This window comes from Burkholderia gladioli, from assembly GCF_000959725.1.
GTDB classification, from domain to species: Bacteria; Pseudomonadota; Gammaproteobacteria; order Burkholderiales; family Burkholderiaceae; genus Burkholderia; species Burkholderia gladioli.
This window is the reverse complement of sequence record NZ_CP009323.1, coordinates 3003880-3027009: the sequence shown is the minus strand read 5'-3', so window position 1 is coordinate 3027009 and position 23130 is coordinate 3003880. Positions and strand designations below refer to the sequence as shown.

Genomic DNA, 23130 nt, shown 5'->3' with positions numbered 1-23130 from the left:
CCGGGGCGAGGTTCCAGTCGAATAGCGCCGCCATCGTTGCAGACACGACAGCCGCGACGTCAATCGCCGCTGGCCTCGAGTGCTCGGGGACTGGGTGGACGCCTGACGTTTCGCCCATCTGACCAGCGCCTGTAGTCGGCTGGCGTCATGCCAGTGAGTTGGCTGAAGGCACGCCGAAACGACGTTTCCTCACTGTAGCCGCATTGCAGTGCTACCTGCTTAATGCTTGCTCCAGGCCGCTCGAGCAACACGCAAGCCATTTCGATCCGCACGCGGGAAATGAACCCTTTGGGTGACTCGCCGGTCAAGCGCTTTAGCCGCCGGTGCAGTGTCCGTTCACTGAGACTCAGCGCGCTCGCCAGCGCTTCAGCGGTCAATCCAGGGCTGGCATGGCGAACGATCTGCTCTGCTTGCAGAAGCAGCGGGTCGGTGGCGTTGACGAACCCGCGGGGCGCATAAACCAGTTGCGGCAGCGGCAAGCTGTCGGCCACGGAGATATCTGCGGCGAGACGGGCCACATCGGGCCCTGCCTCGCGCCTGATCACGTGCAAGGCCAGATCCACCCAGGACAGCGGACCGCCTGTCGTCACAATCCGATCCTGCTCTTCCACTGCTGTGCCCCACACCGCGCGTGCCTTGGGAAACCGCTGCCTGAACGCATGGTGGAGCCACCACGTGGTCGTACAGCGCCTGCCGTTCAGCAAGCCGGCCTCTCCGAGCACGAAGGTACCTGCACACGAAGCGCCCACCAGCGCACCGGCTTGATGACGCTCTTGCAGCCACGTTGCCGCGTGGCCGATCGATGCGGATACAGAGGGTAGCCGGTCCGGCCCCAGCGCCATACCAGTGACAAGCGCTACGTCGCATTGCGTTAATTCCCGAAACGAGGCGTCGATCGGAATCAGCCGGCCCTGCGGATCGCGCAGGCCCTTCCCATCCGCGCTTGCGATGATGGTCTCGAAGGTTGGGAGAGCTCGGCCAGGCAGGTCATATGACGCGTCGGCAGGCGGTGCGCGTAACGCCTGCTCCGTCATCCAGAACAGGTCGGCAAGGCCGCTGATGGCGGACAACAGGCTGCCTTCGACTGCAACGATTCCTATGCGCACGGCGCGCTCCGTGTCTCAGGGAGGGTTGGCGAATTTTGCATGAATGTTGGCGAGTTTGCCACCTGCAACGGTTCGCTGAAGCCGGATAAATTTGGCACGTGTCCTCAACGATTCGCTTTCACATGAAATTCCCATTCCTTCACGACTGTCCGGTCTCGCTCTTTCAGAGAAGGGCGCGCCGTCGGTCCGTATGGTTCAGCCGACTAGCTGCTGCCGTAGCCTTCACGGCGACGCTGACGACGGCTCATGCGACAGCGACTGCGGCGCTGGCTCTGCGCAACATCGTCCTCGTGCATGGCGCCTTTGCGGACGGATCAAGTTGGAGCCCCGTGATCGTCAGGCTACAGCGCATGGGTTACCGCGTCACTGCCGTGCAAAACCCCCTCACTTCGCTCGCAGACGACGTTGCCGCCACCGAAAGCGTCCTGCATCGGCAAACCGGCGACGTACTGCTAGTGGGCCATTCCTGGGCCGGGGCGGTGATCACGCAGGCCGGTAATGCTACCAACGTGAAAGGCTTGGTCTATCTATCCGCGCTGGTACCGGACGACGGCGAGTCCGTCGCCGACCTGCTGCAACGCCTCCACGCGCCGATGACCGGCCTCGCACCGGATGCGCAGGGGCTGATCTGGCTCGACGACGCGCGAGCGTTTCAGCACGTCATGGCGGCGGACGTTCCGCTCGCACAGGCTCGCGTCCTGGCATCGGTTCAACAGCCCGTAGCGGCGACCTGCTTCACCGGGAAGATCCAGCACGCGGCCTGGCACGACAAGCCTGTCTGGTATCTGCGAACCACCAACGACAATGCACTGAAGCCCGCCGTACAGCAAGCCATTGCGCAGCACATCGGGGCAACGGTCACGTCGATTCGCTCCAGCCACATGTCGATGCTATCTCACCCGGACGAGGTCGCGAGGCTGATCGATCTGGCGGCCCGGAAGGCATCGCAATGAATTCCAGCGTGTTTCTACGCGCTTCACTCCTCCCCTGTCAGCGAGGCTTCAATGAATATCCTTCATCTCGATTCGAGCATGCTCGGCAACAGTTCCATCACGCGAGAGCTGTCCGCGGCCGTGGCAGCTGTTCTCCGGGCGCAGCATCCATCGGCGCATGTGACGTATCGTGATCTCGTCCGTGACGAAATCCGGCATCTCAGCGGCCCAATCGCAGCAGGATTTCGGCAGATCGACGTCGGTGCTCTCGACGACTCCACCGCGCGCGAACATGAGCTCTCCGAAGCACTCGTCAAGGAGTTTCTAGCGAGCGACGTCATTGTCATCGGTGCGCCGACGTACAACTTTTCGGTGCCGAGTCAGTTGAAAGCATGGCTCGATCGTGTAGCCCAGGCCGGGCGCACGTTCCGGTATACCGAAAACGGCCCGGTCGGCCTGGCAGGCGGCAAGCAGGTGATCGTAGCCTCTGCGCGCGGTGGATTTTACACGGAAGCACCGCTCTCACACATGGACTTCCAGGAAAGCTACCTGAAGGCGTTCTTCGGATTTCTGGGCATCACCGACGTCCGATTCGTACGGGCGGAGGGGGTGTCGAAAGGTCAAGCCGTCCGGGACCAGGGCATCGCACTCGCCAGGGCTTCCGTGACCGAGGTATTCGTCAACGTACGCCCGTCCGGTGCGCAAACCATCCAGTAATAGAGGTCGCTTATGCTGTTCGCCATCAAACTCGGCTACGTCCGTCCCATTGAAGAGATCCAGGCGCATCTCGATGCTCACAAGGCATGGCTCGTCAAATACGCTCAGGCGGGAAATATTCTTGCTGCGGGTCCGCTGTGTGAAGAGAACGGCGGCTTCGTGCTGGCGTATGCGGACCAACCACGGGATATCGAAGAAATGATTGCCGAAGACCCATTCCACATTCACGGCCTGGCCACGTTCGATACCCAATGCTGCGAACCTGCCATATGTGCGGCAGGTTTTCCTGCACACTGGGCAGCAGGCGCAAGGTCGATATGATTGGCTTCATTTGCGGGACGTTTTCACGCTAACTCGCGGTGGAATTCCGTGACCAGTCGTACCGTGACCCGACATCCGGGCGTTAGCCGACCTGCCGCCACTATTGTGCGGCCCACATCAGCCTCTCGCCTGGGCCCCGATCCCTCTCCGGCCGCGACGGACACGCCATGACTGCGTGATCTGGCGCGCTCGCAATGCAACCTCGCCATCCGTCGGTCAGGTGCTTCTTCACGTCTGACGGAGTCGCCGCACTAACAGGACTGTTATTGAGATATCCGCGCCGTCAATGTCCGGTCCCATTAGCTCATCCAAGCGAACCGCGACTCACACGCAGGCATTCGGCCAGATCAGGAAAGCAGCCCAAATGACTTCGCCGTGCGATATACCGGTCTCCCGGCATACTAGCGACTCCGATCCGTCATCCGAGCCACGACCTGATATTCGCGCGCATCGCGCCAGCCGAGATGCCGTAGCGCTCATGCAATGTCGGCAGCGCGCCCGCGGCGAGGTACGCATCCGGCAGCGCGATCTGCCGGAACGGCACCGTCACCCCGGCCCCGAGCAACGCGGTCGCGACCGCTTCACCGAGCCCGCCGATCGTCGTATGGTTCTCCGCGACGATGACCATGCGCCCTTTTCGCGCTGCCTCGCGGACGATGGTCGCCGTGTCGAGCGGCTTGATCGTCGGTACGTGCAGCACGGCGACATCGACGCGATCGGCTTCGAGCGCCTTCGCCACCTCGAGCGCACGCATCGTCATGATACCGGACGAGATCAGCAGCACGTCGTTGCCGTCGCGCAGCAGCTTGGCCTTACCGAGTTCGAAACGGTAATCGTATTCGTCGAGCACGGCCGGCACGTTGCCGCGCAGCAGACGGGCGTACACCGGCCCCTTGTGCGCAGCGATGGCCGGCACCATCTGTTCGATGTCCAGTGCGTCACATGGATCGATCACGGTCATGTTCGGCATCGCACGCATCAGCGCCAGATCCTCGGCGGCCTGATGGCTCGGGCCGTAGCCGGTCGTGAGCCCCGGCAATGCGCAGATCAGCTTCACGTCGAGATTGTCCTCGGCGATCGCCTGATGAACGAAGTCGTACGCGCGGCGCGTCGCAAACACCGCATAGGTCGTGACGAACGGCTGCGCGCCTTCGTGCGCGAATCCGGCGGCGGCCCCCATCAGCAGTTGCTCGGCCATCCCCATCTGGTAGTAACGCTCGGGAAATTCCTTCGCGAAGATGTGCAGGTCGGTGTACTTGCCAAGATCGGCGGTCATTCCAATTACGTTGCCGTTCGTGCGCGCGAGCTTCGCTAGCGCATGACCGAACGGCGCGGCGCGGGTCGCCTGTCCCTCGGCCGCGATGGACGCGATCATCGCCGAAGTCTTCAGGCGCGGCTTGTTGTCGACGGTGCTCATGCGTGTCTCCCTGCTTCGAGTGCGTCGAGCGCGAGCTTCCACTCGTGCGCATCAACGCGAATGAAATGGCTCTTCTCGCGTGCTTCGAGGAACGGCACGCCGCGCCCCATTTTCGTGTCGCAGACGATGATGCGCGGCTGCGGTGCGTCATACCGGCGCGCATTGTCGAACGCGCGTTTCACCGCGTCGATGTCGTTGCCGTCCACGCGCTGAACGTACCAGCCGAATGCCTCAAGCTTGTCAACCAGCGGTTCGAACGCCATGACCAGGGTCGACGGGCCGTCGGCCTGCTGGTTGTTCACGTCGACAATCGCGATCAGGTTGTCGAGCTTCCAGTGCGCGGCCGACATCAGCCCTTCCCAGATCGCGCCTTCGTCGAGCTCGCCGTCGGAGAACAGCGTATAGACGAACGCATCGGAGCCCTTGCGCTTCAGGCCGAGACACCGGCCGACCGCGATCGTCAGCCCCTGCCCGAGCGATCCGCCGGACATCTCCATACCGGGCGTATAACTCGCCATCCCGGACATAGGTAAACGACTGTCGTCGCTGCCGTAGGTTTCGAGTTCGTCGGCCGGCAGGATGCCGGCTTCGAACAGCGCCGCGTACAGCGCGATTGCGTAGTGACCGTTCGACAGCAGGAAGCGGTCGCGCCCTTCCCACTCGGGCTCGTCGGCACGATAGCGCATCGCACCGAAGTACGCGACGGCCAGCACGTCAGCGACGTCGAGCGCCTGGCCGACATAGCCCTGGCCCTGCACTTCACCCATCAGCACGGCGTTTCTGCGGATGCGGTACGCGCGCTCGGCGAGCGTGACCGCTTCATGGACGGTTTCGGTATCCATCGATAACTCCAGTATCGGGTCGGAAGAAACGGGTATGAAAAACGAATCAGCGATTGACGGATCGGGGCACGAAGAACACCAGCAGTGCGCCGACCGTGATCGCGACGGAGATGAAGAGTAGCCCCGCAGTGGACTTGCGGGTCAGGTCGTTCAGCCAGCCGACGATCGCCGGCGAGAAGAAGCCCGCTAAGTTCGCAAAGCAGTTGACCGCGGCGATGCCCGCTGCCGCCGACATCCCGCCAAGCAACGCGGTTGGCAGCGACCAGAACTGCGACGACGACGCGAGGATGCCAGCGGACGCGATGCTCAGGCAGACGATCGACGCACCAACGCTGCCGAGCAGTGGCAACGTGGCAAAGCCCGCCGCCGCGACCAGCATCGGCACCGCGAGATGGAAGCGGCGCTCGCGTCGACGATCCGCGCTGATGCCGATCAGCGGCAGCGCGACGATCGCGCAGGCATACGGAACCGCGGTGAACAAACCGACCCACAGCGGATCAGCGACGCCCGCCTTGCGAATGATCGTCGGTAGCCAGAACGTGAGGCCGTACTGCCCGAGAACCACGCAGAAGTAAATCGCGGCCATCAACCACAGGCGGCGGTCCGCGGCGAAAGTCCGAATCGACACGTGAGCGGTGGTGTGCGCGGCATCGGCCGACACGTTGCGCGCGAGCAAGGCCTTTTCGGAGTCGGTCAGCCATTTCGCGCCGGCAATGCCGTCGTCGAGATACAGCAGGATCGCGAAACCCAGCACGAACGAAGGCAGCGCCTCGAGCAGAAACAGCCACTTCCAGCCCGGCATTGACATCGTGCCGTGCAGCGAATGCATGATCGTGCCCGACAGCGGCCCGCCGATGATCCCGGCGAGGGGAATCGCCATGAAGAACAGCGACAGCGCCTTCGCGCGCCGCGCCGACGGGAACCAGTACGTGAGGTAGAGGATCACGCCTGGAGCGAAGCCGGCTTCGGCGACGCCGAGCAGAAATCGCAGCACGTAGAACAAGGTGGGCGACTTGACGAACACGAAGCTCGCCGAGATCACCGCCCAGGTCAGCATGATGCGCGCGAGCCAGCGGCGCGCGCCGACGCGATGCAGGATCAGGTTGCTCGGCACCTCGAACAGGAAATAGCCGAGGAAGAAGATGCCGGCGCCCATCCCGTAGACCGTCTCGCTGAAACGCAGATCGTTGAGCATCTGAAGTTTCGCGAAGCCGACGTTGACGCGGTCTAGATACGCGCCGAGGTAGCACAACATCAGGAACGGGATCAGCCGGCGCGCGACCTTCGCGTAGGTCGCCGCTTCGAACGTCTGCGCGTCCTCCCGTTGCAGAGGCTCGCCCTGGACCAGCGATGCGGGGTACTTTGCTCTCATCCTTGTCTCCTGCCATGGCCCCTGGTTGTCCCGGGTGCATGATGGTCGGCGCCGCGTATCGGGCGGCGCCGTTCTTAGTGAATCAGCATCCCGCCATTGACGTCGAGCGTGACGCCTGTCAGGTAGCTCGACAGGTCGCTCAGTAGGAACAGGCATGCATGGGCGACGTCCGCGGCCTCGCCGAGCCGGCCAAGCGGAATGCCCTTGATGATGTCCTCGCGCATGTCGGGCGTCAGCTTGTCGCCGGTGATGTCGGTCTGGATCAGGCCGGGCGTAATCGAATTGACGCGGATCCGGTCGGCGCCGAATTCGCGCGCCATCGCCTTCGCGAGGCCGAGCACGCCGGCCTTGGCGGCGCTGTAGTGCGGGCCGCCGAAGATGCCGCCGCCGCGTTGCGCGGAGACCGACGACATGCAGACGATGCTGCCGCCGCGCTGCTCTTTCATCGCGGGCAGCACGGCTTGCGACATGTACAGCGTGCCGCGCAGGTTCACGTCGACGATTGCATCGTAGTCGCGCGCCGAGATATCGAGCGTGCGCACGGGCTGCGTGATGCCGGCGTTGTTGACGAGGCCGTCGATACGGCCGAAGTACTCCAACGTCGCGCGGGCGGCCGCCGCGCATGCATCGCGGTCGGTCACGTCACAGGCAAGGCCAAGATGGCCGGACCCGAGTTCAGCGGCAGCCGATTCGGCGTCGTCGCGGCGCAGGTCGAGGATCGCCACGCGTGCGCCGTGCGCGGCCAGCGCGCGGGCCGTCGCCTTGCCGATCCCGCGCGGCGACGCGGCGCCGGTCACGATGATGGTCCGGTTGTCGAGCAACATCGCTTGTCTCCTGTGTTGATGTGTTCTCCGGAGTGTCGGCTCACCGGACGCCCGCATCAACGCGGAAACGCTCAGCCATAGGTGAGAAAAATTCAGATGACGGCGCGCGGCGGCGCCGATGCTGCAACGCAAAATCGCGGCCTCGCCGCTCAGCCTGCCGCGCCGCGCGCCGTGGCCTCCCGCTCGATCCACGCTAGGAAACGCTTCACGCGCGGCAATTCCGCATTCTGCCGCGGGTATACGAGATGATGCGCGCCGACTTCCACCGCATGGCTCGCGTCGAACACCGGTACCAGCAGCCCTTCGCGAATCTTCCCCGACGCGAGCATCAGGCTTTCGAGCGCGATGCCGAGGCCGAGCGCAGCGGTTTCGAGCGACATGTACGACCGGTCGAATGAAAAATCGAAGGTCTTCCGGGCCGCCAGCGGCACGCCGGTCCGTCCGAACCACTGCTTCCACTGGACCAGCGGGGTTTCGGAGTAGATGAGCCGGTGCGTGAGCAGGTCTTCCGGCGCGTTCACCGGATGCCGTTCGAGATAGTGCGGCGACGCGAGCGGCGCGATGAATTCGCCGCGCACGGTCCGGACCTCGAGGTTGTCCCAGTTGCCGTAGCCGTGCCGGACGTCGACGTCGTAGAAGCCGTTCGAGAACGACACGTTTTCGTAAGAGCACGCGAGGTTCAGCTGGATATCGCCGTTCGCCTCCTGAAACGACGACAGACGCGGCAGTAGCCACATCAGCCCGAAGCTTGGGCTCGAATGCACGCGCAGGATATCGACTTCGTTGCGGCTCGACGCACGCTCGGTCGCGCGGCTCAGGTCGGCCAGCGAGCCTGTCACGTCGGCCAGATAGCGTTCGCCGGTCGGCGTGAGGACTAATCCGCGTCCTAATCGCTGAAACAACGGCTGGCCGATCTGCGATTCGAGGTTGCTGAGCTGGTGGCTTACGGCGGACGCGGTCAGGCCCAATTCTTCTGCCGCACGGTTGACACTTTTGGTCCGGGCCACGCTTTCGAACGCAATGATTGCCTTGAGCGGAGGGATACGCATGTGGGAGTCTTGAGAAATTTGCCGAACGCAAGCGAAGCGATGTCGCGCTCGGGCGATCGCACAAGCAAAGCCAGCCCATTATTTTACAGGCCAATTCTTGCCTGGCGGAGGACCTCCGGTAACTGTAGATCAAAACAACGTTTTTCACCGAGCCCAGAGTTGCGAACAGCAATGTCAACTTCCCAGGAACGCTCGCAGCAGCATCCACCCGGTGTACGGAACCTCCGTTTGACTCAGTCACCTCTCCATAGCGATACGCCCGGTCATAGGCATAGGTCAGTTATCGGGCCACCTGGCCTTGCCGCATCGGCGCGAGGGCCGGCTGGTGCCGCTGTTGGAGGACTTGCAGCCCGCGCCCTCGACGATCTACGTCTATCTTACGCGGCGCCTGTCGGTGCCTCCGCGCTTGCGGATCGTGTACGACGCGCATTGCGAGGCGCTCGACGCCTGCGAAGGGCCAGCAGCTTCGCAGGCGGGCTAGCTCTGTGCGCGGCGGGGCCTTTGGGACGCCGCGCAGCGTAGCCAGCATGCGGCGCGGATGGCGCAGGTCAGTGCCAAGAGCGCCATAGTGTGCGCAACGCGCGCTCGTTCAAACGCTTCAAGAGCAATACGGCGCAAAGCGTTGGTCAGGTACTGCACCGGCAGCTCCGCATTCGCCAACGGCAAGGTTCTGACCGTTGACGCGCGAAGAGGACAGGCTCACGCCTTTTCGCGCGTTGCTTCACGGCTGGTCGCCCTCCGTCGGTTGCGGGAAAAGATGCTCGCTCAGGAAGTCCACAAACGCCCGCACTTTTGGCGGCATCATGCGTCCCGACGGCCAGAGCGCGCAAAACGGAATCTGGTCGTGCAGGAACGCGTCCAGCACTGTTACGAGCGAGCCGTCGGCTAGTTGCTTGCGCACCGCGAAATCCGGCACGTTGGTAAGTCCGAGCCCTCGTTCCGCCATCGCGATGAGCGGCTCGACCGCACTCGCCACCGCCGTCGACGGCAGTACGACCTCGACGGGCGCGCCGTCGCGCATCAACGCCCAGCGCCGTAATCGCCCGGTGCGCGGGAAACGATGCTGAAGGCAGGCGTGGGCGGCCAGATCTTCCGGTCGAGCTGGCATGCCATGCCGCTTCAGATAGGCCGGCGAAGCGACGATCACATGCGTGTAATGGCCCAGCGTGCGCATTGTGAGTTGCGAATCGAGCGCGTCGCCGGTGCGCAGCACGACATCGAATCCTTCCTCGATGACATCGACGATATGATCGCTGAAATCGATATCGATCTGCACCTCGGGATAGCGCTGCATGAACGCGGACAGCACTGGCATCAGCAACATGCCGACGAGCGGAATGCTCACGCGCAGCTTGCCCGACGGACTCGCGCGCGATAGCGCCAGTTCGACTTCGGCCTGCTCGATCTCGCCGAGAATGCGCTGGCAGCGCGAGAGAAACAGCTCGCCTTCGCTCGTCAGACGCACGCTGCGTGTGCTGCGATGAAAGAGCCGCACCGCGAGCCGCGTCTCCAGCCGCGCGATCGCCTTGCCGATCGCCGATGGAGAAAGCCCCAGTTGCCGTCCCGCTTCCGCGAAGCTCAGCGTTTCCGCCGCACGAGTGAAGACGACCATGGCGCTCATATGATCCATCGTCCCGCCGCCGCCCGCGTGGGCAACGGGCGGACGCACGGCGGAACTCGATTGTTTCATCGCGATGTTCTCCCGAATGCGCTCATGACGATGTCCGCACGGCAATGAAGCGCCGTGCCGCGTACGACGCCTGCGCGTCGTCGATGAGGCGATGCATCTTCACGGCATCGGCGAACGTGGGAGCGCTGCGCGTGCCGTGTCGCACGTCGTGGGCGTAGGCCCACCAACACCGACGAAGGCAGGCTCGACGCCGGCAAGCGATAATAACGCGCCGGCACCGCGAGACGTTCGAGCGGCGCCTTGTCGCCATGCGCGCCATGGATCACGTAGTCGTCGCCGGCGTCGCCGAACGCAGACACGTTGGTCACGCGCAGATCGCCCTGCGTGCCCGTGATGTCGATCTGTACACCCGAGCCATTGCGCTTGCCGCCTTCGATATGCACCGACAACACCGCATTGCGCTCGAGCATGCCGGCGAGCACGAGCTGGTCGGGCGTCGATGTCGGCATCGACACGCCAGTCTCCCGGATCGTGACCTCGGGAAACTGATTGGGCGTGAGCGCAGCGATCGACACCGGCCAGCCCGTCGACGCGAACAGCATGTCGAGAAAATGCCCGCCGTAAATCGATACAACCGACGAGAAGTTTTCCGGGGGCACCGTCCATTCGAGCGCGCGGGTTCGCATCGCCTGAAAGTAATTCATGCTCACGTGCATGCGCACCGAGCGCAGTTCGCCGACATAACCGTCGCCGATGAGATCGCGCACATAGCGGTTATGCGGCGCGCGCCTGCGCTGCAATCCGACGACATGACGCACGCCGCGCGCGTCGGCGAGGCGCAGAAGCTCTTCGGATTCCGCGAGCGTGGTTGTGAGCGGCCATTCGCAGTACACGTTCTTGCCCGCCGTGATCGCGCGCCTCACGGTCTGCGCGTGTTGCGGCGCGGTGTTGAGCACGACGACGAGATCGATATCGCCGCTCTCGACGAGTTCGTCGATCGACGCCGCGACGCGCGCGATCCGATATTCGCGCGAGGCCGCCTCGGCCGCCTCGCGTCGATGGCTATACACGGTCTGCAACGCGTACTGCGGCAGCAGATCGAGCACGCGCAAATGACCATGCCGCGCCCAGTTGCCGACGCCGATCACGCCCACGCGCAACGGTGCTTCGTGTCGTGCAAGTACAAGCGTCATCGTGGACCTCCGTGTGTGGCGTGCGCGTCCCAGTCCTGCAAGGGAATCGCGGGGAGCCGGACCACGTCGTGCGTCCGGACATAGGTATTCGCTTCGCCGCGTCCAATCAGACGCAGCTTGCGCGTGTCGATGTAAGCGCGTTCGGCGTCGATGACCGCGTCGTCGTCGACATGCATCGCGACGATCCGCCCCAACACGAGTGAGCGCGACGGCCCGAGCGCGATGATGTCGAACAGCCGGCATTCGAACGACACCGGACTCGCGGCGATACGCGGCGTGCGGATCACGCTCGACGGCGCCGCGACGAGCCCGGCTTCCGCGAACTCGCTGCGCTGCGGAGGAAAGTCGATCGCGGTGACGTTCATCGCCGCCAGATTCGACTCACCGACGAGATTGACGACGAACTCGCGCTCGCGGCGCACGTTCTCGCCCGTATCCTTTCTGTCACGCTCCGAACGATGCAGGATGCTGAACCCGACGATCGGCGGGTCTTCGCCGAAGGCGTTGAAAAATGAAAACGGCGCGGCGTTCGGCTCGCCATTTTCGCCGAGCGTCGATACCCACGCGATTGGCCGTGGCGTGATGGCCGCGCCGAGCAGCTTGTAGCGCGCCCAGGCATCAATCGATTCAAAATCAAATTGCATGTCGCTCTCCTCGCGCGTCAGACCGTCACCACGATACGCCCGAAATGCTCGTTGCGTTCGAGCAGCGCGTGTGCATCGGCCATGCGCTCGAAGGCAAACCGCTGCGCGATCACCGTGCGCAGCGCACCCGAGCGCAATCCATCGAAGATGAACGACGCGGCTTCGCGCTGGCGTTGCGGATCAGTTGTCGTCGAGAACAGGTTGTAGCCGTGCACGGTGATGCGTTTGGACAGCAGCGGCAGCACCGGCAGTACCGTTTCGTCGGTACTCAGTGCGCCGTACAGCAGGATAATGCCGCCTGCCCGCGTTGCGTCGACCAGCCGCGCGAGCGTCTTTCCTCCGACCGGATCGAAGACGAGATCCGCGCCGCGCCCTCCTGTGATGCGCATGACCGCATCGACGAGATTCTCTTCGTCCGTCACGATCACGTGATCCGCACCGAGTTCGAGAAGTGCGTCGCGCTTCGCGGACGTTCGCGTGAGCGCCACCGCCGTCGCGCCGAGTTGCTTCGCGACCTGGATCGCGCCAATGCCCACGCCGCTCGACGCCGCTGGGATGAGCACGACATCGCCCTGTTTCAGGCGGGCATCTTCCGTGAAGGCCGCGTAGGGTGTCACGAACACGTTCCAGATCGCGACCGCGAGTTCGTGCGAAAGCCACGCGGGGCTTCTGACCACCGAGTGCGCGGGCGCGAGCACGCATTCGCCATACATGCCGTAATCGTTCATCGAAAACGAAGGCACGGTGGACACCGCGTCGCCGACTGCGACGTGCGTGACGTCCGCGCCGATCGCATCGACAATGCCCGACGCCTCGTAGCCCACGCGTGCGGGCAGCTTCGCGGCCTCGACATAGGCGCCGCGCCGCCACATCGATTCGGCGCGATTCAGGCCGATGGCCTTCACGCGAATACGCACTTCGTTCACCGCGGGCGTAAGGTCGCCGGCCTCGGTGTACTCGAAGACGTCGGGGCCGCCATGCCTCGCAAAGGTGATGATTCTTGCCATGATGTATTCCTTCCGGTCGATTTGAGTGGACGAGACGTGCGCTGATGCGGCACGCCTCGACGTGGCTCGAATTATCGGAACGGCCATCGACGCAATAAATCGGAATACAGCGAACTGACTGTTCTTCGCGGCCAAACAATGTCGTTTCATCGGCGCCGAGCCACGCCAGCCGGGCCGCGAGCCATTGCGGACGCGCACTTCCGCAGTGTCGCGACGCGCGGGCGGTTTTTTTCCCGGCGGCATCCGCCTACATTGGCCTCAAGCGTCGCCGCTCATGGCGCCGGCAGCAATTCCATCCCTGATACCACAGCTCTAGGAAATCGAAATGTCCACGCTTTTTTCACCGGTGAAAGTCGGTTCATATGAATTCACACATCGTGTCGTGCTCGCGCCGCTCACCTGCATGCGTGCCGAAGACGGCGCACGCCCAGGCCCGCTGATGGCCGAATACTACGCCCAACGCACCTCGCCCGGCGCGCTGCTGATTGGCGAAGCGACCATCGCCGCGCCCGAAGGCAACGGCTACCTCGGCGCGCCTGGCCTCTACAATGACAGCCAGATCGAGGGCTGGAAGGCTGTCACGAATGCCGTGCATGCCAAAGGCGGGCGCATCTTCCTTCAGCTCTATCACGCGGGACGCCAATCGAATGCCCAGTTGCAGCCAGACGGCGGGCAGCCCGTGGGGCCGTCGGAGATCGCGCATGACGGCGTCGCTTATACAGAATCGGGCTGGGTGCCCAATACGCCCAACCGCGCGCTGCGCACGGACGAGATCGCGGGCATCGTCGAAAGTTTCCGGCTGGCCGCGGCGCGCGGCCTGAGGGCGGGCTTCGACGGCGTCGAGCTGCACGCGGCGAATGGCTATCTGTTCGACCAGTTTCTTCAGGACGGCAGCAACCGGCGTACCGACGAATACGGCGGCCCGATCGAGAACCGCGCGCGTCTTCTGCTCGACACGACGCGCGCCGTGATCTCGGTGTGGGGCGCGGACAAGGTCGCGGTGCGCCTCGGCCCGAGCGGTTCATGGGGCGACATGTCGGATAGCGATCCACAAGCGCTGTTCGGCTATGTCGCCGATGAACTCGACAAGCTCGGCATCGCCTATCTGCATCTGATCGAGCCGCGCATCGCCGGCAACGTCGAGGACGATACGCGCGACCAGCACCCGGTCGCGGCGCAATCGCTACGCGCACGCTTTCGCGGTCCGATCATCGTGGCGGGCGGCTTCGACGGCGACAGCGCGGAAGCCATTCTCCAGTCCGGCGATGCCGATCTGGTCGCGTTCGGACGTCACTTCATCGCGAATCCGGATCTTCCTGAGCGGCTGCGCAAGCATCTGCCGCTCAACCTGTATGACCGCCCGACGTTCTTTGGCGGCACGGAAATCGGCTATACGGATTACCCGTTCTATCGCGAAACCGCCGTCGTAGCCTGAGAAGCCGTGCCTCACGCGCGCGGCGGCGTGACAGCGCCGCCCCGTTTTCTTTCGCCATTCGACGACGAGACTACTCATGGATATCGATCGGACCTCGCCCGCAGATTCGCGCACGGCCGCACGGACGCGGTGGCTCGCGGTGCTTTCCATCGCGCTCGGCGCATTCGCGTTCGTAACGACCGAATACATGCCGGTGGGCGTGCTGCCGGCCATCGCGCGCGATCTCGCCATTACGCCCGGCACCGCCGGGCTGATGACCACGACGCCGGGCATTATCGCAGCCTTCTCCGCGCCCCTGCTGCTGCTCGCGGCAGGCCGCGTGAACCGTCGACTGATTCTGCTATTGCTGTCGATCGCACTCATCGCGTCCAACGTGCTCAGCGCGCTCGCGACGAATTTCACGACGATGCTCACCGGACGTGTGCTGCTCGGCCTTGCGCTGGGGGGATTCTGGACGGTGGCGCTCGGCGTGTCCGGGCAGATCGTCGCGGAAAAGGAAAGCGCCCGGGCCAGTGCGACGATCTTCATGGGCATCACGCTCGCGACGGTCGTCGGCGTGCCGTTCGGCACGTATATCGCGGACGTGTCGTCGTGGCGCATGTCGTTCTTCCTGACGGCGGCGCTCGCGTTCGCCGCGTTGCTGTCGCAGGCGTTGTTGCTGCCGCCGTTGCCGCCGCGCGTGGCGGCGCTTGGCGCGGATTTCGTGCGCATGCTGGCGCGCGGCCCGGTGCTGCGCAGTCTCGCGCTCGTCGCGCTGCTGTTCGGCGCGCACTTTTGCGCCTACACCTACGTTGCCCCCTTTCTCGAAGACGATGCCTCTTTCGATGCCGCCCGCGTGAGCGCGCTATTGCTCGGCTTCGGCGTCGTCGGCTTCGTGTCGAACTTCGTCGCCTCGGCTTACGTGACGTCGCATCCGCGCGCATCGATCCTCACGATGGGCGCGCTCGTTATCGCTTCGCTTGTCCTGCTGCCGGCGTTCGCACACACGGCGGGCGCGGTCGTCGCGGTCGTGCTGGTGTGGGGCGTCGCGTACGGCGCGATTCCGCTCGGCCTCAGTGTCTGGATGCAGTCGACGTTGCCCGGACAGGCCGAAGCGGCGTCGGCACTGTTCGTGAGTGCGGTACAGACGGCGATCGCGGCGGGCGCGGTTGCCGGCGGCGTCGCCTTCGATTGCGTGGGCGCTGCAGGCGCGATGCATCTCGGCGTGCTGCTATGCGCGGCGGGGCTGGCGGTGCTCGCGACCTTCGGGACTCCGCGACGCGCGGTAGCCGTCTTGCCTCAGGAATGAATGTGCGGCACGTTTGCGTTAGCGTGCAGGTCTGTTCTCCAAAGGCCGCCTAGACCCGCCTCAGGGCGCGCCCCGATCCAACTGCAGAACCTCGGCGCCAGCGGCGCTGATCGACGAGGGCGCCCGTTGGCCGGCCGCTCGTCAAACTGAATTCCCCACTGTGGGCGTGCGGGAGCAGCGCCGCGCGGCGTCAATGGCTCCGAACGACCCAAAGCCGACGGTCAGGCATCCCGAAAGCGGACGCTCAACATGGTGACGTGGTGAGCGGGGCAGGATGACCAACGTGAAGGATTCAGCTGGCGTGATCAAGATGGGCACCGAGGTAAAAAATGTCCGGCTGGTGGACAGTGACCACGATATCGATTGCAAGATCGATGGCTTTGGTGCCATGAGCCTGAAATCGGAATTCGTCAAGAAGGCGTGACCACGTGGAATGGTGCATCAATGACGGCTGTTGGCCGATAGACTACGTCCGCGAGCCGTCCGGCATCCGAGCGCTACACGTCGCCCCACCGAACAATGTCGGTCGTCGATCGAGCCACTGTCCGCTTGGGTTGAGGCGGCATCCTCAGGCGAAGCTGCTAGCGAAGGCAGTAACCTGGACTCTGGATTTCAGGCGTGCCTTTGGTCCCTCAAACGCGTTGTATATCGCCTTGTGCGCGCCATACGAACTCGATCCTGAACGAGAGCAGTACGACTCGGCCCAACCCAGCAATTCTGCGAACGACTGCGCATCCGCGCCACGTCGCATTCCACGTTGGTGGATGTTCGCGACACATTCAGCTTAATCCACATCTATCCAGACAAGTGCAGACGCGGCCGGCAGAATCTCTGAAACAATCCAGCCATAGATGCCTTCGATTACCCAACACTCTTCGGCGGCCGCGACACGCGCCATTGAGATGACTTCCTCTCGCTTCCTGGCCAGGTTGTAGCCGCCTGGCTCCCAGTTGAGCAGGGCAAAATCCGCCCAGGCACCGCCGAGCAAGATTGCAAACTGCTCCGAAAGCCAGCTTGTCCCCGAACCCGAATTTTCAACCACCACTGTTCTGGTCAAGTTAATACGCGACGGCTCACAATGCGATTGGATGACGATTGTCGCCAATTCATCTCGATTCGTCGACCGGCCGCTTCTGGCCGAGGCTGTGTGAAAACGCACGCTGAACGTGGCCTCCTCAAAAATCGACCGTCCAGAGCGCACCGTGTTGGCTTGGCAGCAACTCCTCGGCCCAACCCGGACGACCGCCGGCGAGCGGTTCATCGGAACGTCGACCTCGTGTGGCGGTGCCGCCCAGCACCGGACCCAGGCCGCGGACGGCACCAGCCTCCGCACCCGCGCCCTGCGACCCTCGCCCGGGCTGCGGTACATCGACGGAGCGGCCTAGGAGATGGGCGCTCAGCAGCACGCTGGTCACGATCAATCGCTGCCGGTAAGCCCTGCAATGCGGCAGAATGCAAAAGTCGCCTTCAAGAGCTTCCCTATGCCTCGCATCGATCTTCCTCTCATTGCCGGTCCCTACGACGAATGCTTCGTTGACACAATAGCTGACATCCATACCCTCAGTTGGCAGCACGCGTATGCCGGGCTGCTACCGGCCGACTACTTGATGCATCAGGCTCCGGCCGAGCGTCGCGTCACGTGGCGGGCCCGCCTGCTCGAAGGTGCTGACGGACCGCTAGAGATCTCGCTCGGTCGCGTCGATGGCGCGCCTGCAGGCTTCAGCTGTCTCAGGCCGGCGTCGGAACCGGAATACGGCGTCTACCTCGACAACCTACACGTCCTTCCCGCGTTCCAGGGCTGCGGCCTTGGCAAGCGGCTGCTTGCACAGTGCGCCGCCCGCGCGATCGAAAGCTGGCCAGGGCGGCCGCTTTACCTTTACGTACTCGATGGCAATACGCAGGCGCGAGAGTTCTACCGGCGTATCGGAGGCAACGAGTCGGCCCCATTCACCGATACCTTTCCCGGCGCGAACGTCATCCTGCCGGTGCGACGCGTTACGTGGACCGATCTACCGGCGCTAATCGCACGATTGGCTCCGCATTAGACACAGGTCCAGCCGGTGCCGCCGCCCCGTCAGCGCGGCCAGCGGCGGGCCGCTCGCCGGCGAGCGGTCGAGGGCCGAGCACACCAACCGTCCAGGCGCCCTGTCGTTTCGAATATGGTCTTCGCCAGCCTGCATCGTGGCAACCTGGCCGACCTCCCACGCGTCGAATCCAGCCTCGCCGCGATCGCGGCTCGGACGAATGCCCCTCATGCATTCAGCTCAGGGCCTCCCTTTCCGCACCATCGCCGTACCCCGTTCGCCGTCACCTTCCCGCGACCATGGCTTTGCCGTGCGTCGAGCCGAGGCGCGCGCGGCCCGCCCCACCCCGCGCTTCACCCTTGACTCGTCGCACGGCGCCCTTCGCGAGCTTGTTGGGCAACATCGATATCGGCATGGTGATCGGGCTGATCGTATCGTCCGCCGTGTACTGGATGACTTGCAGATCACTCGACTGCGATGCCGACCGCCCTCGTGTCCGCGAAGCCGATTTGGGCCTGACGTCCCGCATTTAGTCGGCTTTGGAATGATGCCGGCGGCATGAACGGCCGACCATCGTCGTCGGCCGCAGCACCTCGAATGCCTCGCGCCCCTATCCAGCCAATTTTCGATTTACATCCACTGGTTCGGGCGGGTGCCTCGTGAGCGTCCGGTGAACCCATCCGGTGGTTAGGCCGGTTCTGATTTCCAGCTCCGGGTAAGAGTTCGTCGAGCCGAGCTGCCGGACGCACCGGCAGCCGTGCAAGGACGTCCTTGAGATAGGCGTAGGGATCGTGGTCGTTCATCTTGGCCGACTGAACCTGTCGACGCCGACTGAATACTGCCCCACCTTTCGGCGATTCGCCGAAGTCAATCCGGCCCACCCGGGCTCTGTATCACGCGGTGGTTTTCACACTCGCCGGCGTCCCTGTCTGCCCTGCCCTACCTTGCGCTTGTCCTTGAGCCGGTAGCTCTCGCCGCTGATTTGCACGATATGAGCGTGATGCGAGAGCCGGTCGAGCATCGCGGCCGTGAGTGTCTGGTCGTCGGCGAACGCCGCCGCCCACTGCGTGAACGGCAGGTTGCGGTCAGCACGATGGCACCGCATTCATAGCGTTTTACTACCACATTGAAGAACAGATTCGCCTCCTCGCGCCCGAACGGCAGATAGGCAGATAGGCAGATAGGCAGATAGGCAAGCCGAGCACATCGCGCTCGTCGCCGCCGCACAGCGTGGCGATGGCGCGCTCGCATGCTCGCTGCTGGAAGCGGCACATGAGCGATCGGGGGAGATTTCGGTGGCGGCGGTGGGCGCGTTGCCAGGCTGGGCGCCGGGCTGATTTCGCAGGAAGCCGGGAGAGCCGCGAACGTCACGTCTCAGGCGCTCTGCCGCTCCACGATCGTGAATCCCTTGTCGATCCTCACGGCGGCGGCCGCCGCGTCGCCGGCGTCGTTGAAGCGCGCGAGCAGCGCCTCGGCCGTGCTCGTGCCGATCGCCGCGCCGTCGATGCGCACGGTGGACAACGCAGGAAACACCTGCGCGGCCGTGCTCAGATCGCCGAATCCCATCACCGCCAGATCGGCCGGCACGCGCAGGCCGCGGCTGGCCGCTTCGGCCAGCACGCCCTGCGCGAGCGTGTCGGAGCTGCAGACAATCACGTCGGGCTTCACCGCCTCGAGCAGCCGCCCCGCCCCTTCCCGCCCCGCCTGCAACGTGGCCGGCGCCGGCATCACGGCCACGGCGGGCTCGGCCATGCCGAGCACCGCCAGTTCCGCCTTGAGGCTTTTCAGGCGACGCAGGCCGCGCGGGTCGTCCACCGACACCACGCCGAACGAGCGATAGCCCTTGCCGACCAGATGGCGCGCGACTTCCTTGCCAACCTTCTCGTGCGAAAAGCCGATCACCATGTCGATCGGCTTGCTGGTCAGATCCCAGATTTCCACTACCGGCAATTTCGCCTTCGACAGCCGCTCGACCGTCGCCTTGCTGTGCAGCGTGCCGGCCAGAACGATGCCGTCGGGTCGGCGACCGAGAATCGCTTCGACGAGTTCTTCCTCGCGCTGCGTCGAATAGGCGGTCAGGCCCAGCAGCGTCTGGTAGCCGAAGCGCGACAGGCCGTCCATGATCGCCTGCACGGTATCCGCGAAAATCGAATTGGTGATGGTGGGCACGAGGATCGCGACCAAACGGCTGCGATTGCTGGCGAGGCCACCCGCCAGCAGGTTCGGCACGTAGCCGGTGGCGCGCACGGCGTCGAGCACCTTCTTCTGCGTATCGGCGCGCACCAGCTCGGGACGGTTCAGCGCGCGCGACACCGTCATCGGCGCGACGCCGGCCACCCGCGCTACGTCGATCAGGGTCACGCTATGCCCCGACGCCGCGCTGTCGACCGGCGCGGCGCGCACGTCTTTCTTCTTCATCTGTTGACTCTCCTCCCCGTCCTGTTCATGCGGAGGGATTAGAACACGATCCGCGTTCGCCAGACCGGCGACCGACGAATCCCGCCTCAGTGTAAACGACAGTGATTGCGCAACCAAAATCAATTGAATGATTGCGCAATCACTGTATGATCGTCAAAAAATACGTTGACGCGTCGACACGGAAAGCCCACTGCGATTCGTCCGACCGATCCACTTCAGGAGGCAGGCGTGGCCGCACGACCCGACACATCCCGGCGCACCAAGGTGCGCTGGCTCACCTTGGCGATGATCTTCATCGTCACGACCTTCAACTACGTCGACCGCGCGACGCTGTCGATCGCCGCGCCGAGCATGCGCCACGACCTCGGCTTCGACGCGCTGACGATGGGCGTCGCGTTCTCCGCGTTCGGCTGGGCCTATACCAGCATGCAGATTCCGGGCGGCCTGCTGCTCGACCGCTTCGGCGCGCGTCTCGTGCTCGGCGTGAGCCTGATCGTCTGGTCGGTGCTGACGTTCATGCAGGGTTACGTGCATCTGTTCGCATCGGCGTTCGCGGCCCTGTTCGCCCTGCGCTTCCTGATGGGGATCGCCGAATCGCCGGCCTTCCCGTGCAACAGCCGGCTGACGGTGATGTGGTTCCCGAGCGCCGAGCGCGGCTTCGCGACCTCGGTGTTCCAGCTCGCGCAGTATTTCGCGCTGGCGGTGTTCACGCCGATCATGACCTACACGGTCAGCGCCTGGGGCTGGCACTACGTGTTCTACACGACGGGCGCGGTGGGCGTACTGATCGGCCTCTGGTGGCTGAAGGTGGTGCGCGAGCCGCAGCGCGACCATCGCGTGAACGCCGCCGAGCTGGCCTACATCGAAGCCGGCGGCGGGCTACCGAAGATGGGCGACAGCCCGCGCCCGTTCAGCTGGCGCCAGGTGAAGGCAATCGCCGCGCACCGGATGATGGTCGGTATCTACATCGGCCAGTTCTGCCTGACCTCGATCACGTGGTTCTTCCTGACCTGGTTCCCGACCTATCTGATCGAGGCGAAAGGCATGTCGATCCTGAAGGTGGGGCTGGTGGCCTCGATCCCGGCGATCGCCGGCTGCATCGGCGGCCTGGCCGGCGGCGCCTGGTCGGACTGGATGCTCAAGCGCGGCTTCAGCCTGTCGGCCGCGCGCAAGACGCCGATCATCACCGGGCTCGTTCTGTCGTGCTCGATCGTGGCCGCCAACTACGTTCATTCGACTGCGCTCGTGATTGGTGTGATGTCGCTCGCGTTCTTCGCCAAGGGCGTCGGCAACCTCGGCTGGTGCATCGTCGGCGACGTCTCGCCGAAGCACGCGATGGGCATCAGCGGCGGCATCTTCAACCTGTGCGGCAACCTCGCCAGCATCGTCACGCCGCTGGCGATCGGCGCGATGATCAAGCTCACCGGCTCGTTCGAGGTCGCGCTGACCTACATCGCCGCGCTGTCCCTGCTCGGTGCGCTGTCCTATCTTCTGATCGTCGGCAAGCTGGAACGTATCGAGCTCGACGATGCCGGATCGCAGACACGCGACGCCGCCGTCGCGCACGGATAACACCACGCACAACACGGCAGGCGCCGATCAACGAAGCAGGAGACACACATGAACGCATCGCACAAATGGACACGCATCGGCGGCAGCCTGCTGGCCGGCCTGTTCGTCGCGTATCTCGACCGGATCGCGCTGTCGGTGGCGCTGCCCTCGATCGCGAAGGACTTCGGTTTCGCCGCCCCGAACATGGCGGCCACGGCCAGCTGGGCGCTGACGGCGTTCCTGATCGGCTATGCCGTGGCCAACGTGATCGGCGGCATCCTGACCCGGCGCTGGGACCCGAAATACGTGGCGGCGTGGACGTTCGCGCTGTGGTCGGTGGCGACGTGTTACGTCGGGATGACGAATTCGATCGCCGTACTGCTGATCTGCCGCGTACTGCTAGGGATCGGCGAAGGCATCTACTGGCCGCAGCAATCGCGCTTCGCGACCGCCTGGTTCGCGCCGAACGAGCGCACCAAGGCCAACGCCGTGATCCAGTATTACGGCCAGTTCCTCGCGCTCGGCATCGGCTTCATGCTGCTCACGCCGCTGTACGACGCGTTCGGCTGGCGCGTGCTGTTCTACATCGCGGGCGGCCTCGGCCTGCTGGTGATCGTGCCGCTCTATCTCGCGATGCTGAAGCCGCAGTCGGCGGCGCCGTATCCGCCGCCCAAGCGCGGCAGCACAGCGCCGAAGCTGACGCTCGCGGTGCTCGGCGGCCCGTCGTTTTACCTGATCCTGTTCAGCTACGTGATGCAGGGCATGCTGTTCTGGGGCATCACGCTGTGGATTCCGCTGGCCGTCAAGTCGATCGGCATCACCGGCGCGGAGCAGGGCATCGCCAGCGCGCTGCCATATCTGGCCGCCGTGGTGCTGGCGCCCTTCATGTCGCGCATCAGCGACCGCACCGGCAAGCGCATCCGGATCGCGGCCAGCGCCCTGCTGCTGCCGGGCGTGCTGCTGATGCTGCTGCCGGTCGTGACGAGCGGCTACGGCAAGCTCGCGCTGATCACACTAGCGCTCGGCTATTTCGCGAGCAGCTACACGCCCAACATCTGGTCGATCCTGCAGGCTTCGGTGGCACCCGAGGCGGTGGGCTCGGCGGCCGGCATCATGAACGGCATCGGCGCGGGCGGCGGCGACACGCTGGCCGGCTTTCTAGTCGGCATGACCAAGGCCGCGACCGGCTCGTTCATCGTCGGCTTCGTGCTGCTCGGCGTGCTGGCCTTGATGGGTGGCGTCGCCCTGCTGATCTACGAGCGTCACGCGTCGGGCCGGATCGGCTCGTGCGGCGCCGAGGCGGCCGTCTCCACCGCGCGATAAACCCGGCGCGACCGCTCGATCGCGCGCTATGCCGCCT

At 64.5% G+C, this 23130-nt stretch carries 20 protein-coding genes and 3 pseudogenes; 9 read left to right on the top strand and 14 right to left on the bottom strand.

All coding sequences use genetic code 11. From position 1 onward, the window contains the following. Positions 1 to 59: 59 nt before the first annotated feature. On the bottom strand, positions 60 to 1106 hold the full coding sequence (locus BM43_RS30550; protein ID WP_036051957.1) for a GlxA family transcriptional regulator: 1047 nt from the start codon (positions 1104 to 1106) through the stop codon (positions 60 to 62). Between the two features lie 122 nt (positions 1107 to 1228). Between BM43_RS30550 and BM43_RS30545 the strand changes: the two genes are divergently transcribed. Genes BM43_RS30545 through BM43_RS39555 form a run of 3 tightly spaced genes read left to right on the top strand, consistent with a single transcriptional unit; the run spans position 1229 to position 3076 of the window. Continuing rightward, positions 1229 to 2059: an alpha/beta fold hydrolase gene (locus BM43_RS30545; protein WP_036051958.1), complete on the top strand. Its 831-nt coding sequence runs from the start codon at positions 1229 to 1231 to the stop codon at positions 2057 to 2059. A gap of 51 nt (positions 2060 to 2110) precedes the next feature. Then, complete coding sequence (locus tag BM43_RS30540) at positions 2111 to 2755, top strand: FMN-dependent NADH-azoreductase (RefSeq protein ID WP_036051959.1); 645 nt, start codon at positions 2111 to 2113, stop codon at positions 2753 to 2755. Between the two features lie 12 nt (positions 2756 to 2767). Further along, the gene (locus BM43_RS39555; RefSeq protein ID WP_080742288.1) at positions 2768 to 3076 is read left to right on the top strand and encodes a YciI family protein; all 309 of its coding nucleotides are present in this window, start codon (positions 2768 to 2770) and stop codon (positions 3074 to 3076) included. Between the two features lie 418 nt (positions 3077 to 3494). Here BM43_RS39555 and BM43_RS30535 read toward each other — a convergent pair whose 3' ends face one another. The 9 genes from BM43_RS30535 to BM43_RS30490 form a co-directional block, all read right to left on the bottom strand. Further along, positions 3495 to 4493 carry a transketolase family protein gene (locus BM43_RS30535; RefSeq protein ID WP_036051960.1) on the bottom strand — a complete coding sequence of 333 codons (999 nt, stop codon included), beginning with the start codon at positions 4491 to 4493 and terminating at the stop codon, positions 3495 to 3497. Continuing rightward, on the bottom strand, positions 4490 to 5335 hold the full coding sequence (locus BM43_RS30530; RefSeq protein WP_036051961.1) for a transketolase: 846 nt from the start codon (positions 5333 to 5335) through the stop codon (positions 4490 to 4492). The genes BM43_RS30535 and BM43_RS30530 overlap by 4 nt, the downstream gene beginning before the upstream one ends. Before the next feature lie 46 nt (positions 5336 to 5381). After that, positions 5382 to 6707 carry an MFS transporter gene (locus tag BM43_RS30525; protein WP_036051962.1) on the bottom strand — a complete coding sequence of 442 codons (1326 nt, stop codon included), beginning with the start codon at positions 6705 to 6707 and terminating at the stop codon, positions 5382 to 5384. Positions 6708 to 6781: 74 nt separating this feature from the next. Continuing rightward, entirely contained in the window at positions 6782 to 7531 is a 750-nt protein-coding gene (locus BM43_RS30520) for an SDR family NAD(P)-dependent oxidoreductase (protein WP_036051963.1), read from the bottom strand. A gap of 149 nt (positions 7532 to 7680) precedes the next feature. Further along, on the bottom strand, positions 7681 to 8580 hold the full coding sequence (locus BM43_RS30515) for a LysR substrate-binding domain-containing protein (RefSeq protein WP_036051964.1): 900 nt from the start codon (positions 8578 to 8580) through the stop codon (positions 7681 to 7683). Positions 8581 to 9301: 721 nt separating this feature from the next. Further along, positions 9302 to 10210, bottom strand: a complete 909-nt coding sequence (locus tag BM43_RS30505; RefSeq protein ID WP_036051966.1) for a LysR family transcriptional regulator — start codon at positions 10208 to 10210, stop codon at positions 9302 to 9304. A 56-nt stretch (positions 10211 to 10266) separates the two neighbouring features. Beyond that, entirely contained in the window at positions 10267 to 11403 is a 1137-nt protein-coding gene (locus tag BM43_RS30500) for a Gfo/Idh/MocA family protein (protein WP_230676287.1), read from the bottom strand. Next, the gene (locus tag BM43_RS30495; RefSeq protein ID WP_036051967.1) at positions 11400 to 12047 is read right to left on the bottom strand and encodes a flavin reductase family protein; all 648 of its coding nucleotides are present in this window, start codon (positions 12045 to 12047) and stop codon (positions 11400 to 11402) included. The genes BM43_RS30500 and BM43_RS30495 overlap by 4 nt, the downstream gene beginning before the upstream one ends. 17 nt (positions 12048 to 12064) lie before the next feature. After that, positions 12065 to 13054: a zinc-dependent alcohol dehydrogenase family protein gene (locus tag BM43_RS30490; protein ID WP_036051968.1), complete on the bottom strand. Its 990-nt coding sequence runs from the start codon at positions 13052 to 13054 to the stop codon at positions 12065 to 12067. Between the two features lie 325 nt (positions 13055 to 13379). On the opposite strand from BM43_RS30490, the gene BM43_RS30485 reads away from it, so the two are divergent. The 3 genes and pseudogenes from BM43_RS30485 to BM43_RS30475 all read left to right on the top strand — a co-directional run. Then, positions 13380 to 14489, top strand: a complete 1110-nt coding sequence (locus tag BM43_RS30485) for an alkene reductase (protein ID WP_036051969.1) — start codon at positions 13380 to 13382, stop codon at positions 14487 to 14489. Positions 14490 to 14565: 76 nt separating this feature from the next. After that, complete coding sequence (locus BM43_RS30480; RefSeq protein ID WP_036051970.1) at positions 14566 to 15777, top strand: MFS transporter; 1212 nt, start codon at positions 14566 to 14568, stop codon at positions 15775 to 15777. 283 nt (positions 15778 to 16060) lie between these two features. Next, a pseudogene (locus BM43_RS30475) lies at positions 16061 to 16201 on the top strand (PhnA domain-containing protein); the annotation flags it as partial. A 360-nt stretch (positions 16202 to 16561) separates the two neighbouring features. Here the strand turns inward: BM43_RS30475 and BM43_RS39550 are convergent. Next, a complete protein-coding gene (locus BM43_RS39550) occupies positions 16562 to 16882 on the bottom strand; it encodes a hypothetical protein (protein ID WP_052710578.1) in 321 nt (106 codons plus the stop codon). Between the two features lie 376 nt (positions 16883 to 17258). Here BM43_RS39550 and BM43_RS30465 point away from each other — a divergent pair, with 376 nt between their 5' ends. Beyond that, positions 17259 to 17822: a GNAT family N-acetyltransferase gene (locus BM43_RS30465; protein WP_036053583.1), complete on the top strand. Its 564-nt coding sequence runs from the start codon at positions 17259 to 17261 to the stop codon at positions 17820 to 17822. A gap of 692 nt (positions 17823 to 18514) precedes the next feature. Here the strand turns inward: BM43_RS30465 and BM43_RS39545 are convergent. The 3 genes and pseudogenes from BM43_RS39545 to BM43_RS30455 form a co-directional block, all read right to left on the bottom strand. After that, positions 18515 to 18619: pseudogene (locus BM43_RS39545) on the bottom strand (transposase domain-containing protein); the annotation flags it as partial. A gap of 89 nt (positions 18620 to 18708) precedes the next feature. Beyond that, positions 18709 to 19052 (bottom strand): annotated as a pseudogene (locus tag BM43_RS30460) (ATP-binding protein). A 123-nt stretch (positions 19053 to 19175) separates the two neighbouring features. Next, the gene (locus tag BM43_RS30455) at positions 19176 to 20219 is read right to left on the bottom strand and encodes a LacI family DNA-binding transcriptional regulator (protein ID WP_036051973.1); all 1044 of its coding nucleotides are present in this window, start codon (positions 20217 to 20219) and stop codon (positions 19176 to 19178) included. Between the two features lie 285 nt (positions 20220 to 20504). Here BM43_RS30455 and BM43_RS30450 point away from each other — a divergent pair, with 285 nt between their 5' ends. After that, the gene (locus BM43_RS30450) at positions 20505 to 21791 is read left to right on the top strand and encodes an MFS transporter (protein WP_042286871.1); all 1287 of its coding nucleotides are present in this window, start codon (positions 20505 to 20507) and stop codon (positions 21789 to 21791) included. 48 nt (positions 21792 to 21839) lie between these two features. Next, entirely contained in the window at positions 21840 to 23093 is a 1254-nt protein-coding gene (locus tag BM43_RS30445) for an MFS transporter (protein ID WP_036051975.1), read from the top strand. The last annotated feature ends 37 nt before the right edge of the window (positions 23094 to 23130 follow it).

Excerpts from the sequence above, each read along its gene's own strand:
- BM43_RS30515 (WP_036051964.1), bottom strand. The coding sequence starts at position 8,580 with ATGCGTATCCCTCCGCTCAAGGCAATCATTGCGTTCGAAAGCGTGGCC.
- BM43_RS30450 (WP_042286871.1), top strand. The coding sequence starts at position 20,505 with ATGATCTTCATCGTCACGACCTTCAACTACGTCGACCGCGCGACGCTG.
- BM43_RS30495 (WP_036051967.1), bottom strand. The coding sequence starts at position 12,047 with ATGCAATTTGATTTTGAATCGATTGATGCCTGGGCGCGCTACAAGCTG.
- BM43_RS30500 (WP_230676287.1), bottom strand. The coding sequence starts at position 11,403 with ATGACGCTTGTACTTGCACGACACGAAGCACCGTTGCGCGTGGGCGTG.
- BM43_RS30525 (WP_036051962.1), bottom strand. The coding sequence starts at position 6,707 with ATGAGAGCAAAGTACCCCGCATCGCTGGTCCAGGGCGAGCCTCTGCAA.
- BM43_RS39555 (WP_080742288.1), top strand. The coding sequence starts at position 2,768 with ATGCTGTTCGCCATCAAACTCGGCTACGTCCGTCCCATTGAAGAGATC.
- BM43_RS30545 (WP_036051958.1), top strand. The coding sequence starts at position 1,229 with ATGAAATTCCCATTCCTTCACGACTGTCCGGTCTCGCTCTTTCAGAGA.
- BM43_RS30485 (WP_036051969.1), top strand. The coding sequence starts at position 13,380 with ATGTCCACGCTTTTTTCACCGGTGAAAGTCGGTTCATATGAATTCACA.
- BM43_RS30535 (WP_036051960.1), bottom strand. The coding sequence starts at position 4,493 with ATGAGCACCGTCGACAACAAGCCGCGCCTGAAGACTTCGGCGATGATC.
- BM43_RS30480 (WP_036051970.1), top strand. The coding sequence starts at position 14,566 with ATGGATATCGATCGGACCTCGCCCGCAGATTCGCGCACGGCCGCACGG.
- BM43_RS30530 (WP_036051961.1), bottom strand. The coding sequence starts at position 5,335 with ATGGATACCGAAACCGTCCATGAAGCGGTCACGCTCGCCGAGCGCGCG.
- BM43_RS30445 (WP_036051975.1), top strand. The coding sequence starts at position 21,840 with ATGAACGCATCGCACAAATGGACACGCATCGGCGGCAGCCTGCTGGCC.
- BM43_RS30540 (WP_036051959.1), top strand. The coding sequence starts at position 2,111 with ATGAATATCCTTCATCTCGATTCGAGCATGCTCGGCAACAGTTCCATC.
- BM43_RS30490 (WP_036051968.1), bottom strand. The coding sequence starts at position 13,054 with ATGGCAAGAATCATCACCTTTGCGAGGCATGGCGGCCCCGACGTCTTC.
- BM43_RS30505 (WP_036051966.1), bottom strand. The coding sequence starts at position 10,210 with ATGGATCATATGAGCGCCATGGTCGTCTTCACTCGTGCGGCGGAAACG.
- BM43_RS30520 (WP_036051963.1), bottom strand. The coding sequence starts at position 7,531 with ATGTTGCTCGACAACCGGACCATCATCGTGACCGGCGCCGCGTCGCCG.
- BM43_RS30465 (WP_036053583.1), top strand. The coding sequence starts at position 17,259 with ATGCCTCGCATCGATCTTCCTCTCATTGCCGGTCCCTACGACGAATGC.
- BM43_RS30455 (WP_036051973.1), bottom strand. The coding sequence starts at position 20,219 with ATGAAGAAGAAAGACGTGCGCGCCGCGCCGGTCGACAGCGCGGCGTCG.